10 protein-coding genes are annotated in these 13,471 nt (G+C 71.8%); 2 read left to right on the forward strand and 8 right to left on the reverse strand.

The window, feature by feature from the left end; translation table 11 throughout:
* Nucleotides 1-20: 20 nt before the first annotated feature.
* Genes H6726_17725 through H6726_17740 form a run of 4 tightly spaced genes read right to left on the reverse strand, consistent with a single transcriptional unit; the run spans nt 21 to nt 6,530 of the window.
* Nucleotides 21-2,429: a LysM peptidoglycan-binding domain-containing protein gene (locus H6726_17725; protein ID MCB9659489.1), complete on the reverse strand. Its 2,409-nt coding sequence runs from the start codon at nt 2,427-2,429 to the stop codon at nt 21-23.
* On the reverse strand, nt 2,426-3,742 hold the full coding sequence (locus H6726_17730) for a serine/threonine protein kinase (GenBank protein MCB9659490.1): 1,317 nt from the start codon (nt 3,740-3,742) through the stop codon (nt 2,426-2,428). Before H6726_17730 ends, H6726_17725 begins: the two co-directional genes overlap by 4 nt.
* Nucleotides 3,739-5,616: an adenylate/guanylate cyclase domain-containing protein gene (locus H6726_17735; GenBank protein MCB9659491.1), complete on the reverse strand. Its 1,878-nt coding sequence runs from the start codon at nt 5,614-5,616 to the stop codon at nt 3,739-3,741. Before H6726_17735 ends, H6726_17730 begins: the two co-directional genes overlap by 4 nt.
* Nucleotides 5,592-6,530 carry a hypothetical protein gene (locus H6726_17740; GenBank protein MCB9659492.1) on the reverse strand — a complete coding sequence of 313 codons (939 nt, stop codon included), beginning with the start codon at nt 6,528-6,530 and terminating at the stop codon, nt 5,592-5,594. The genes H6726_17735 and H6726_17740 overlap by 25 nt, the downstream gene beginning before the upstream one ends.
* Before the next feature lie 143 nt (nt 6,531-6,673).
* Between H6726_17740 and H6726_17745 the strand changes: the two genes are divergently transcribed.
* Both H6726_17745 and H6726_17750 read left to right on the forward strand, forming a co-directional pair.
* On the forward strand, nt 6,674-8,035 hold the full coding sequence (locus tag H6726_17745; GenBank protein MCB9659493.1) for a sigma 54-dependent Fis family transcriptional regulator: 1,362 nt from the start codon (nt 6,674-6,676) through the stop codon (nt 8,033-8,035).
* On the forward strand, nt 8,022-8,891 hold the full coding sequence (locus H6726_17750) for a serine/threonine protein kinase (protein ID MCB9659494.1): 870 nt from the start codon (nt 8,022-8,024) through the stop codon (nt 8,889-8,891). Before H6726_17745 ends, H6726_17750 begins: the two co-directional genes overlap by 14 nt.
* A gap of 76 nt (nt 8,892-8,967) precedes the next feature.
* On the opposite strand, the gene H6726_17755 is transcribed toward H6726_17750, so the two are convergent.
* From H6726_17755 to H6726_17770, 4 genes are all read right to left on the reverse strand, one after another.
* Nucleotides 8,968-9,936, reverse strand: coding sequence for a hypothetical protein (locus H6726_17755; protein ID MCB9659495.1), 969 nt, complete (start codon nt 9,934-9,936; stop codon nt 8,968-8,970).
* A gap of 101 nt (nt 9,937-10,037) precedes the next feature.
* On the reverse strand, nt 10,038-11,405 hold the full coding sequence (locus H6726_17760) for a hypothetical protein (GenBank protein MCB9659496.1): 1,368 nt from the start codon (nt 11,403-11,405) through the stop codon (nt 10,038-10,040).
* Complete coding sequence (locus H6726_17765) at nt 11,402-11,869, reverse strand: hypothetical protein (GenBank protein ID MCB9659497.1); 468 nt, start codon at nt 11,867-11,869, stop codon at nt 11,402-11,404. The genes H6726_17760 and H6726_17765 overlap by 4 nt, the downstream gene beginning before the upstream one ends.
* Nucleotides 11,870-11,889: 20 nt before the next feature.
* Nucleotides 11,890-13,464 (reverse strand): DUF1552 domain-containing protein, encoded by a 1,575-nt coding sequence (locus tag H6726_17770; protein ID MCB9659498.1) that lies wholly within the window; start codon nt 13,462-13,464, stop codon nt 11,890-11,892.
* Nucleotides 13,465-13,471 lie beyond the last annotated feature (7 nt).

Genomic DNA, 13,471 nt, shown 5'->3' on the forward strand with positions numbered 1-13,471 from the left:
AGGTTCGGCCAACTTCACGCTCACTCGAGCGCGATGCGGAGGCCCCCGGTGACGGTGAAGCGCCCCACCGCGTCCTGGAAGTCGTCGGTGAGGCCGTAGCGCACGCCGAAGGTGAGCGTGGCGGGGCCGAGCAGCGCGCTCAGCCCGAGCCCGAGTCCGAGCCCGGTGAAGAGGGTGTCATTGGCGCGCCCAATGCTGCTGTCGAGCTCGAGCCCGAGGTAGAGCTCGTCGATCAGCTGGACGTCCGCGCCGTAGGCGGAAGCCCACAGATACGGGCCGTCGCCCGAAGCCGCCAACAGGGCACCCTGACGCGAACGCAGCAGCCACCGGTCACCGATGCGCGCGCTGATCGACAGCGACGGTGCCAAGCGAACCACGGCGATGCCTTCGCGCGCCCCGCCGGTCGGGAACCACGCGGCCAGCTCTGCGTAGAGCGACAGCTCCTGCCGAGCGAGCAGCCGATAGCCCGTCCACGCGAGCAGGTCGCGATCCCCCCGCTCGGCAGGCGCTGGGCCTCGCTCCGCGACGTCGATGGCGTGGGCGAGGCCGACGCGGAGGTTCGCCGTCGGCGACGCCTCGACGCCCATGCTCGCGCGCCAGTAGCCCTGGTCCTCCGCGAGGCGACCCTGGTGACTGACCATGAGGAAGCCGCCGCTCCCCACGCGTCGGTCGTTCGTCAGCCCCATCACGCTCGGGTGCGCGGACAGCCCGAAGGCCTCCTGGGGACGGGCCGCGGCCACGTGCTCCACGGGGACGACGGGTGGCGGCGGGCGCGGCGCGACCGGGGGCGGCGGGTCCTCCACCTGGACGCTGAGCTCGGCGAGCGGCTGCGGGCTGGCCTCACCCGCATCGTCGGAGGAGGGGCTCACCAGCTCGAGCTCGAACGACGATGGGGCGCTCTCCTCGGCCAGCACCGTCACGACGAGGCGACCCTCCTCGCGGCGCGTCTCACGCACGCTCACGCCGTCGGGCACGCGCACCTGGATGGTCTCCGGCACGGGCTGGTCCGCCGCGAGCGTGAACACCAACTCGCGCTCGGTGCCACGCACGAGCGTCGGAGCCGCGCCCTCTGGGACACCCTCCACCGACACGGCGAGCTGTTCGACTGCGACTCCCAGCGCTGGCTGGGTCGCGCCCTGCTCGTCGGTACACGTGAGCTCCGCTCGCCCTGCGCGAAGGAAGACGCCCTCCGCCGCAGGCGCGTCGTCCGCCACGCTGCAGCGGAACCCAGCCGGGCTGATGAAGCGCGTACCGCGCAGCACCGCCGGGGCCGGCGCGGCGCGGCCCCAGTCCCCCGCGCTGACGGTGGTGAGGTCTGGTTCGGCGGCGCCCGGAGCCTGCAACCCCACCAGCGACACCGCGAGCGGAACGCGCTCGCTGGGCCGACTCTCGAGGCGACTCCCGTCGATCGTCGCGAGTGCGAGGTAGTACGTCCCTGCGGGCAGCCGGTGCACCTCGAAGCGCGTCACCGTCGAGGGCGCTTGGACCGCCGCAATGAGCCCGCTTCCATCGGGCTCGCTGGACAGCTCCACGCGATAGTAGGCCGCACCGTCGACGGCCCCCCACTCGCCCACGAGGGTGCCCCCCGCGCCGACGACTCCCACGACATGGCGACGCGTGTCGCCCGTCAGGGCCGGCGCCGCGGGCAGGGGCCGAGGCCGCGCCGGCCGCTCCCCACGCACCACCGTGGAGCCATAGCCCGGGCGCACGGACACGGGCGCGCCCGTGGTGCCTCGCACGCGCGCCGAGCCACCGCTGTGGTTCGACACGACGCTGCCTTCGCCGTCGACGCTCACGACCGACGAGCCGCCGTTCAGCTCGGTCTGTCCGTTGGGCGTGTCCACCTGCAGGCGCAGGGAGCCCAAGCGGCTGCGCAGCGTACCCTGCTCCAGCGTGGCCTGGCTGGTGCGACGGCGCGCGGCGTCCTGGGAGCTTCCGCCGTAGATGATGACGAGGGTGTTCTCGCGCATCTGGATCTGAGACTCGTCGCGGAAGGTCACCTCGGCGCTCGCTGCTTCCTGCGTGTTCACGTGCCAGCCTCGATAGAGGCCCAGCCCACGCCGCGCGGCGCGCCAGTCCGCGCCGCTCGACGAGCGCGCCTGCACCTCACGCGACGTCCGCGTGACGCGGGCGTCCGGGGAGTTCTGCGTCCGCACCGGGATGGTGATGACGACGCCTGGGCGGATGTTGCTGGCGTCCGAGCCCATCTGGGGGTTGTAGCGGTAGATGACCTCGTGACACTGACGCGGGTTGCCGAAGAAGCGCTGCGCGATGCCGTAGCAGGTGTCACCCGGCTGGATGGTGTAGCGGATGGTCTCTTCGGTCTCGCCGTCGCCCTGGGCCACGACGGACGAGGGTCGCAACGCCAGGGTGGTGACGGCGAGGACCAGCGCGCGCGCGACTGTGATCGAGGAGGTACGTCGGGTCATTTCTTTCGCTCACTCTTGCGGATCGCCCGTGCCAGCTTGCGCGCGACCTCTTCCGGGTCGGACGGCGTGACGACCACGTCCGCCGCGCCCGAGCGGAGCAGCGCCGAGAGCCGAGCGAGGTCGCCCTTCGGGGCGTCGGTGATGATGGGCACGCCGGCGCGGCACAGCACGGCCAGCTCGTCGGGGGAGAGCCCGGGCGCGAACACGGCGCGGGCGGGGGTCTGATCGAAGGGGCGCAGCGCGAGCCCATTCGCGGCGAGGCCGAGGGTCAGCGCCTCGTCCGCGGGGGGGCCGAGGTAGGCCACATCCAAGAGGCCCGTGGCGCCCGGACCGGGGACCACGACGTGGTCCGTCACCGTCGGGCCGTGCGACGAGACGGGGGCCTTGGACACCATCCGCGCCGCCCGCCCGAGGAGCCGACCACCCTGTGACGAGCCGTGACGCTCGGGGGCGCCTGGGTCCACGGCGAGCAACGCATCCCGCACCGACAGCGCGGTCGGGCGAGCCTCGGGCGCCTTCTCGAGCATCTGCTGGATCAGGTCGTCGAGCGCGCCGGGGATGGTCACCTCCGGGAAGGCCTCGCGGATGGGCGTGGGCGCCACGAACAGGTGCCGCGAGATGAGGATGGCGGTGTCCCCCGAGAACGGCGGGTTGGCGGTGAGCATCTCGTAGAGCACGCAGCCGAGCGAGTACACGTCGGTGGCGGGTGTGACCTCGATGCCGCGCGCCTGCTCGGGGGACATGTAGTCGGGCGTGCCCGTGACGACCCCCTCGCGGGTCAGGCGCCCCATGTCGCCCTGATCGGCCATGAAGGCGAGGCCGAAGTCCACGACCACGACGCGCTCGCCGCCGTCGGCGGCCTGCTCGATCATGATGTTCTCCGGCTTCAGGTCACGGTGTACCAAGTTGATGCGCGCGGCCGCAGCGAGCACGTCGGCCACCTGTCGCGCGTAGCGCAGCGCACGCGGCAGCGGCAGCGGCGGCAGGTCGAGGTCCACCGAGCGTCTCAGCGTCTCACCCTCGAGCAGCTCCATGGCCATGTAGAGCGAGCCCTCGTGCTCACCGAAGTCGTAGACCTCGACCGCGTTGGGGTGGCGCAGCGCGGACGCCACGCGCGCCTCGCGCTCGAACCGGGTGCGCGCCCCGTGCCGCGCGGCGTGCTGCGGCAAGATGACCTTGAGCGCCACATCCCGCCGCAGCTGGGTCTGCGTGGCGAGGTACACGGTGCCCATGCCTCCCTCGCCGAGCTTGCGCTTCACCTCGAAGCGCCCCGCGACCACGTAGCCCGCTGGCAGATCGGACGGGTCGGTCACAGGCGCACCTCGAACACGTGGACGGGCTCGGCGCGCCCCGTCATCTCGCGCTCGCCCAGGTCGACGAAGTCGTAGCCCCCGTCAGACAGGTTCTTGGTGGCCAAGGTGGCGAGGATCTGTGAGGGCCGGGCGATGGCCTCGAGCCGCGCCGCGACGTTCACGGTGTCGCCGATGGCCGTGTACTCCATGCGGCTCTCGGACCCGATGTTGCCCACGATGGCGGGTCCGGAGTTGACGCCGATGGCGAGCTCGATGCGCACGCCGTACTTCGCGAACCAGCCCTCATTGCCGACCTCGACGAAGCGCAACATGTCCTCGGCCGCAGCGAGGGCGCGGTCGGCGTGGTCGTCCGCAGGCGTCGCGGCCCCCCACACCGCCATCACACAGTCTCCGATGAACTTGTCGATGGTGCCACCGTGCCGGAAGACCACCTCCGTGAGCACGGTGAACAGCTCGTTGAGCAAGCCGACGATCTGCTCCGCGCCCAGCTGATCCGTCAGCGGGGTGAAGGCCACCACGTCGGCGAACAAGACGGAGACCTCGCGCCTCGAACCGCCGAGCTGCATGTCTTGCTCGCGCTTGACCACCTTGTCGACGATCTCGGCGGGCAGGTAGCGCCCGAGGTCGCCGCGGATGGCCTCCTCACGCCGGATGCGCCGCTCGCTGGCCTGCAGATCGGCGGCCGCGTTGCTCATGACGTCGCCCAGCACGCCGAACTCGTCCAGCGTGCGGAGGGTCACGCGTTTGTCCCAGCGGCGGGCGGCCAGGTCTTTGGCGAAGCGCGAGAGCTGCCGGATGGGCTGCGTCACCTGCCGCGCCACCACGAACGCCGCGATGAGCGCCAGGGCGATGGCCGCGCCGACCACGACGAGGATCACGGCGCGCATCTCGCGCGGCGCGCGATAGGCCTTCTCCTCGGGCACCTGCACGACGATGGTGAAGCGTCGCCGGTGCGACCAGAAGGCCGTGCTGATAGTGGGCTCCCCCGCGGCGTTCACGTTCGGCCCAACGCCCACGTAGTCGCGCATCTCGCTGCGCGCGTCGGGGCCCACCAGCTGGTCGAGCTCTGGCGCTGCGTCACGGACGCTGGCGCGCGCGCGCTCGAGGTGCACCACCAACCGCCCCTCGCCATCCGCCACGAACACGTCGTCGCCCTCGAAGTCGGAGCTGGCCAGCTCCTCGACACGCCGCTGGACCGGCTCGAGGGAGACGTAGCTGGCAGCATAGCCCGACAGCTGTGGGGCGCTCGTGCCCGGCCGCAGCGCACGCAGCGGCACCGCCAACAGAACGCGGGGCGCGTGCCCCGGATCGTCCACGGTGTGACCCGTGCCCACGCCCTGGCCCTCCGCCTCGGCCATCACCTCCGCGGGCAGATCCGCCGGGGGCTCGAGCGCCGTCCCGGGTTCCTGGATGAGCGCCACGCGACCGCCACGCACGTCGTACACGCCCACGTGGTCGAGCGACTCCCAGGCCGCCACCATGTCGGCCGCGAGCGGCTCGACCAACGCCTCGTCGATGGCGGGGTCCGTGATGGTGCGCCCCACCAGGTCGAGCCCGTCCTGCGCTCCCTGGAGCTCGGCCTCGAGCATGGCTTCGATGTTGCCCACCACTTGCGCGCGATACTCACGGTTGAGCCGCTCGACCGTGCGCGTCGCGTCGCGGATCACCAGCAGGCCCACCACGGACAGCGGGACGATGGTGAGCAGGGCCGCAAAGAAGGTGAGCTTGGTGCGGAACGGGACCTTCGCGCGCTCCACCTGGCGCGGCCCGCGTGGCGAGGACGCAAAAGGGTCTTGTCCAGGCTGGGAGGAGAGCGCCCCGCTGGGCACGTCGCTGTCGAGCGCGGCCTTCATGGCAGCTGCGAGCTCGCCCATCCGAGCGCCAATGAAGCCCGCACCCGGGGCGCGCCCACGCCGTCGGCCAGGCCCACCCCCGCGGCCGCCAACACGTAGAGCCCGTAGTCCAGCGTGACCCGCCCGCTGAGGCTGGCTTCGAGGGGAGTGCGCGTGGCGTCGAAGAAGTGGTGGTCGGTGAGGCCGGTGGCAGCGCCGAGCTCGAGCCCCAAGCGCAAGCCCTCCAGCGGGTGGACGAAGGCGCCCAACACGAGCGTGAGGTCCGCGCCCGTCTGGTGGGTGAGCCACTCACGATCCGGCCGCAGCGTGACCCCCGCCGTGGCTCCGACCGACCAACGGTTCGCGCCATACGCGAAGCGCAGCTGGGCCACCGCCCCGATGCGGTCGTCGCTCGCGAACGCGGCGACCTTGCCGGTTGGCTCGATCAGCGCGAGCCCAACCCCGAGCTGGGCGCCGTCCGTGCCTCCGAAGACATGCGCGTTGACGCCGACCACCAAGTCGGACAGGCCGCGTTGCGCGGGGGGCGGGAGCCCCAGGACTCCCTCGCCAACTTGGTGGACGACGAAGGGCAGGGTGACGAACACGGACAGCCGCTCCGCCACGCCGTACGAGAGGGAGAGAGCACCCGTCAGCCGATGGTCGACCACCGCCACGTCCTCGCGCGTGGCCCCTCGCAGCCGGACCACCAGGGGCCGGTAGCTGTAGTCGCTGCGCAGCTGCACCTGGACCGAACGAGCGGCGATGACACGCGGCCGCTGGAGCTGGACGCCATCGTCCGGGCCTACGGGGACCGTCCCCGCGTCGAGCTGAAAGGGCTGCGCATCCTGGGCGCGAGCGAGCGAGCCGACACCCCCGACGAGGAGCACCGCGCAGACACTGAACACCCGTGCCGTGGCACGACGGGTTGGGACGCGAGGTTGTGGGATCAGGCGCATGCGACGCACGAGGATACCTCATTTGGGGACATGTGCGAGGCGAACCACCCTCCCCCGCGCGCGGGGTGCCACCTGCAAGTGTTGGAAATCGGGCCGTATCCCCGCCGACTGGATCGCACCCGTTCGTGATAGCGTGCCGAACCGTGACAGAAAAGAGAACAGTCAAGTTCGACGACGACGCCCGGTCGAAGGTGACCGTCCAGACCATCGAGGTCAGCGTCACCGACGGTCCGGACGAGGGCGTCTCCCTGGTGACCGACACCGAGGTGCTTACGGTCGGTTCGGCCAAGGGCAACGACCTGGTGCTCAGTGATCCGACCGTCTCGCGCTACCACGTCGAGCTCCAGCTCAGCGACGACGGCATCGTGGTACGGGACAACTCGTCGACCAACGGCACGTTCATCGGGGCGCTGCGAGTGCATGACGCGGTGTTCCCGCCAGGCACGGCGCTGCGCATCGGCCGCACCACCCTGCGGGTCGGCGCCGGCAAGAGCGTGGACATCGAGCTGCTCCCCGAAGAGCGCCTGGGTCACCTGCTGGGTCGGAGCGAGAGCATGCGCCGGCTGATGATGCAGGTGCGCAAGGTGGCCCGCACCGAGGCCCCCACGCTGATCGTCGGCGAGAGCGGGACGGGCAAGGAGCTCATCGCCAGCGCCATCCACGATCTGGGGCCGCGCACGAAGGGGCCGTTCGTGACCGTGGACTGTGGCGCCATGTCGCCCAACCTCGTGGCGAGCGAGCTGTTCGGGCACGAGCGCGGGGCCTTCACGGGGGCTGACCGGCAGCACATCGGCGCGTTCGAGCGAGCCCACGGCGGCACCATCTTCCTGGACGAGATCGGGGAGCTCCCAGCCGAGCTCCAGCCCAACCTGCTGGGCGCGCTGGAGCGCAAGCGCTTCCGCCGCGTCGGCGGGCGCACCGACATCGACGTGGACGTGCGGATCGTCGCAGCCACCAACCGCGACCTACGGGCCGAGGTCAACGCCGGGCGCTTCCGGCTCGACCTCTACTACCGCCTGGCCATCGTCACGTTGCGCGTGGCGCCGCTGCGGGAGCGCTACGACGACCTCCCGCTGCTGGTCGAGCACTTCCTGCGGGAGTGCGGCCACGAGGGAGCGGTGGAGGAGGTGTTCGACGAGGCGCTGATGGCGACGCTCGGCGCCTACCGTTGGCCCGGTAACGTGCGCGAGCTCCGCAACCTCGTGGAGGCCACGCTGGCCATGGGCGAAGCCTACCTGCCCGAGAGCCTGGAGCCGCTGGGGAGTGACGAGGAGGTCAGCGCAACGCGCCCGACGTTCATGGGGGACGGGCTGCACCTCGACCTGCGGCCGTCGTTGGACCTCGCCTACAAGGACGCGCGCGCGATGGTCCTCGACCAGTTCGAGAAGCACTACCTCGCGCACTGGCTCGAGAAGTCCGAGGGGAACGTCGCGAAGGCTGCCCGCGAGGCCAAGATGGACCGCTCGCACCTGTTCCACTTGCTGCGGCGCCATGACCTCCGGTAGCCGCCGGCTGCCTCGGCCCGGCGAGGTGCTCGCGGGCCGCTACCGCATCGACAGCGCGATGGCGCGCGGCGGCATGGGCGTGGTGTACGACGGTCGCGACCTGGAGCTGGGCCGCCCCGTGGCCATCAAGGTGCTGCCCCCCTTCGTGCGCGCCGACAACGCTCGGCAGCGCTTCCTGCGCGAGTGTCAGCTGACGGCCAGCATCGACCACCCCAACGTGATCCGCATCTACGACGCAGGGTTCGACAGCGGGCTCGCCCCCTACTTCGTCATGGAGCGGCTGGAGGGAACGACCCTCGGGCGCTGGGTGAAGGGCCATGGCGCGCTCGCCCTGCGCCCCGCGCTGCAGGTCACGCTGGGGGTGTGCGCGGCGCTCGAGGCGGCCCACGCCCGCGACGTCCTGCACCGCGACGTGAAGCCTGCCAACGTGTTCCTGACCGCACCGCCTCGGGAGCGCGTCGTGCTCTTCGACTTCGGGCTCAGCCTCGAGGCATCGCGCCGCACGCGCATCACCGACCACGGCGTGCTGGTGGGTACGCCCGCTTACATGGCCCCGGAGCAGGTGCTCGGGAAGACGGTCGATGCCCGGACCGACGTGTATGGCGCAGGCACGGTCGCATACCGGGTCCTCACGGGGCACAGGCACATCCCCAAGGACAGCACCGAGGTGGGCCAGGTGTTCGACGCGGTGGTGCACGGCCAACCCAAGCCCATCCGCGAGCACGTGCCGGAGGTGCCCGCGGAGGTCGAGGCGCTTGTGATGCGCGCGCTCGAGAAGTCCCCCGACGAGCGCTTCCAGTCTGCGGCGGAGATGAGGGACGCCATCCGAGAGGTGCTCGACAGGCTCGCGGCGTGAGACCGCAGCGTGGGGCCGTCACGGCCGCCACACGAGCGCGACGACGCAGGCGCTCGCGGGCGACCACGGGTGCCGCTCAGGGCCCCGTCGGTGGCGCGTCGAACACCGCCCCCGCGTCGATCCAGGCGCGGATGGCGTCGACGCTGGCCTCGGACACACGCGAGCCTCCCTCCGGCATCGGGTCGCCGCACACCGCGGCGCCGTCTGCATCGCGGCCCAGCAGCTTCCACACGAGCAGCGAGTCGTCCGCGGCGCCGGGCGCGACCAGCATGAGGCCCTCGGACGCACAGGCTTCGTCGACCGAGGCCACCCCGACGAGCGCGTCGTACGCGTCGCGCGGCCCGCGCAGGTCGAGGTCGCCAGCGACCGCGACACCGTGACAAGGCGCGGAGGCACACCTGCGACGCAGCAGGCCGTCGTAGATGCTCGACCAGCGTGGCTCCACGGGGGCGATCTCGATCGGGTCGACGATGTGCCCGAAGGCCTCGGGGTGCGCCGCGTGCGCGTCGGTGCTCTGGACCACCGGCAGCCCACATGCGAGCCAGTTGCGCAGCGCCGAGCGGCCCGAGGACGTGTCGAGACCCGCAATGGGCTCGAGGCGGGTGGCGCTCACCCGCCCAGAGTACACGGGGGCCGCGCTCTGCACGTCGGCTCCAGCACCTCCGCCCACGGGCATGCGCCCCCGGTCGACCGCGGTCCAGATGGCGTGACGGTGTCGAAAGGCGCGGTTCCACATGGTCACCAGGCGCGCGAAGCCGGCAGCCACGTGCGCATCGTCGTCATCGACGTTCACGATGCGCAGATCGTAGTCGAGTCCATGGGGCGCTCCGAGGCGGCGCGCGGGTTCGACCTCGCCCGCGTGGCAGAACGCGCCGAACCCGCACGACTGGACCATCAGCGCCTGCCCCTCGAAGGCTGGCGTCCCCTCTTCATCGTAGACCACCCGCAGCGCCGCGAGCTCGTCGCACGGACCCAGCGGCTCGGTGCAGGCGCCCAGACAGAGCAGCGCCCACGCCGCGCTCGCCGCCCCGGGCGTCAGACGCATCGGACCAACGGAACGGGGTCGCGCGCGGCCGAGCACGCGGGAGGAACGCGAGCGAAGCGGAGGGAGCCCTCGTCCGGGTCGCTGGTGCCGTGAGGGAGACGTCATAGCGCACTCGGGAGCGCCACCACGGTGGCGAGGGAGACGTTCAGGAAGGTGTCGACGCTGCCCCCGGCCACGCGCGGATCGCCGGGCTGCGGACGCAGGTCCGCCACGTAGCGGCGATGCTCCACGAGGACGCGCAGCTCGACGATGGGATGCACGCGGTATCCGACGAGGCCCCCAACCTCGAGCCCGTTGCCGCGCGCCCGAGGGAACCAGTCGTCGTCGCCGAGCGCACCGAGGTCGATGGCCGGTCGCCACGCCGCGTGGGCCCCCACCGACAGCCCGCCGACGACGCGCACGCGCAGCCCTGCGGACAGACGTAGGAAGGTGTAGCGGACGGAGGGAACGCCCGACTCGACCGGGCCGTTCGGGCGGGTGGGCCCGGCAGGCTCGATCCGGAAGCGCTCGCGCCCGACGCCAACGCCCCCAAACGCGAGGACGCGTGCGCCGACCGGAGCCTCGTAGCGCAGCCCGGCGTGCCAGGACCACGCGCTGGTGGCGAAGTGGGTGTCGGCTTGGTTGCGCGTGTCGTCGACCAACGCGCGCGAGAGCGTCCACTCGACGCCGAGGTGTGCGAGGCGCGAAGCCACGAGGCCACGCAACGGGTAGTACGTGCCTCCTGCGCCAACCGCCGCAGCGACGCCGAGATCGTAGGCGCCGAGCGCGTCGAAGAGGTCGTCCGTGAAGCGCAAGCGCCGCATCGCGAGACCCACGCTCACGTAGTAGTCGGCCGCGTCCACACGTGGGTCGCCGTGCCGCGTGCGTCGCGACGACGGACGCAGGGTGATGTGACTGGCGGGGTCGTCCGAGTGCGGATGCGCGGCGCTGGGTGCGTGCGACACCGACCCGTCGGCCTGGCGCTCGTCTCCCGTGGGTCGCCCTGCGGCGCCGTGCAGCTGCGCGATGGCCGCGCCCAGCTGAGCCCACGCGCTGTTGCGCACGACGCGTCGCAGGTCGGACGGACGACGCGCAGCGAACGCGGCGCTCGCCACGCGCGCACCAGCTGCCCCGAGCAGCTGCACTTCCAGCGTGGCTTGACCACCCTCCAGGCGCGCAGCGCCCGTGATGAATCCGTCGAGCTGCAGCGCAGCGGCCACGCACGCCAGCGTGCGCGCCCCCGCTGTCGTCCCCGCCCCCGAGCACGAGGCGTGCGCGTCAGCCTGCGGCACGACGTCCACGTCATGGTCACCCAACACACGCAAGAGCGCGGCGCGGGCGCGCACGGCGCCTGGCCCGTCCATGTCGAACACGACCACCCGCTGCGCCGAGGCCCTCGCGGGGACGGACGCCGACGGCCCCAGCGCGCCCAACACCCACGCGACCGCGAGCATGCGGGGCGGGGCCCAAGGGGGTCGCCGCCGCATCATGGGGCCTCCCCACGCAGGCGTTGGGTGTCTCGCGCTGGCGAGGCCGCGGCGCGATGCTCGGCGGCGAGGCGCTCCACCCAGGCCGTCACGCACGCCAGCTCGTCCGCTTCGAGCACGGGGCCCGTGAGGGGCATGCGGTCGATCGGCTCGCCATCGCACTGTGGATCCGGGGAAAGGCGCTCCAAGAGGAAGCTCTCTTCGGGGGCGTCGGGGTCGATCAGGAGGCGCCCGAGGCAGGTGGTGGCGGGCACGCCCACCAGCCGGAGGTGCACGTCCGCCGTCAGGAACTCGAGACCCCCCGTGGATTCGTCCGTGCCGTGACAGCCGTCGAGGGCGCAGCGCTGCCAAAGCACGTCGCGCTGGATGTCGGGGCAGCTCGGCCCTTGGTCCTGCTCGAAGCGCTCGGGGTGCGAGAGCTCGGGCGCGCAACCCGGTAGCGCGAGCCCCAGGAGCCACACCAACACCGTTCGTGACGACCTCGGACTCACGCGTTCAGCAGCAACGGCAGGGGGACGTCGCAGTAGTTCAAGATGGCGTCCTGGTACGGGTGTGCGACCTCGAGCCAGGTCGCCACGGGACCCGAGGGCGAGAAGGGCTGAGTTCCCTCCTGCCACTCCGCGCGGGGGATGCCGAACGCGTCGAGCACCGTGGTGAACCACTGGTAGTAGTGCAAGCCCGGTCGCCGCCCGGTGCCGCCACCCTCGCGCACCGTACGAGGGAACGCGCGGTCCGTGCGGTAGTCGACGTACATGCCGGTGTTGAACGCGCCGCCCGCGCTGCCCGCCATGATGACCGGCTGGGAGTCGTTGAGGTGCGTCTGCGGTCCCGACTCGTGCGTCCACCACACGAGCGCGTTGTCGAGCAGCGTGGTGCCCTCCTCGTCGGGCGCCGCGTCCATCTTGGCGATGAGGTCCAGGTAGACCATCTGGAAGAAGGTGCGGTTGGTCCCCACGAGCAGGCCCGCCGCCTCGGTGTTGCCGTTGCCGGCCTCGTGCGCGACGCCGTTGTGGTAGCCGCCGACCCACGAGTCGTAGCTGCCATCCCAGTCGTCCGGGCTGCCGATGGTGGCCACGCGCGAGCCGTCGCACATGAACGCCGCGATCAGCACGTCGTTGTAGAGCTGATAGTAGTTCGGTCCGTACCAAGCGGGCTCGTTGCGGCGGTCGGTCCACACAGGCCACGGGTCGCGCGCGTCGGCCAAAGGCACGGTGACGTCGGCGCAGCTGGCGGCGACCCCCGCGCCCAGCGAGGCCTCGAGGGACGTGATGTGGTCCATGTACGCCTCGAGACGCTCGCGGTCGGCGCGCCCCAGCCGGCTGCCGGGCCCGTGCGCGCCGGACGTCAGGCGGCGGTAGCTCTCCATCACGCGGTTGGTGACGCGCGGCCGCGGCGGGGGGCCCATGGGGTCGGGCGGCGCCACGTACACCTCGTTGAACAGGCCGAGGCTGCTCTGCGAGGACGCGACGGGCTGGAACCCACCGCTGCGGGTCGACGGGTTCACCCACACCGTGCTGACGTTGTAGCCGATGTGCATCGAGCGGCGCCGCGGCGTGGTGGGATAGGTGCAGGGTGACCACGCGAGCACTTGGTCGAGCGTGGCCTGGTCGGGGACGCTGGGCGCGGACTCGGCCAACATCATCGGGCCGTAGTTGCCGAGCGAGTGGGCGCCGTGCGCGCAGTACCAAGGGATGTCGAGGCCACGCAGCAAGTTCATCTTGGCGATGAGCCCCGCGCTGAGCCGGCTGGCGGGCCCGCGGATGACGTCGGAGAGCACGTGCTCGCTCCCCTCGACGCGCGGCGTGAGCGTGCCGTGGCGGAAGTTGTGTGCGTTGGCCCCCAGCACGCTCATGCCCTGGTCGGCCATGCTGTCGGCGGGCCACATGAACTCGCCCCACACGCCGCCGTGCCCAGTGGTCATCGCCACGAAGCGCTTGGGGCGCTCCGAGGGCGCGGCGCGCGCGGCCCGTGGCTCGAGCAGCGAGGGCAGGAACGGCATGGCGAGGGCCGCGCCACCTGCGCCCAGCAAGAACATCCTTCGACCCATTCGTCGCACGGTCATGGCGTCT

Source organism: Sandaracinaceae bacterium, from assembly GCA_020633055.1.
In the GTDB taxonomy this organism is placed as follows: Bacteria; Myxococcota_A; Polyangia; order Polyangiales; family Houyiibacteriaceae; genus JADJJE01.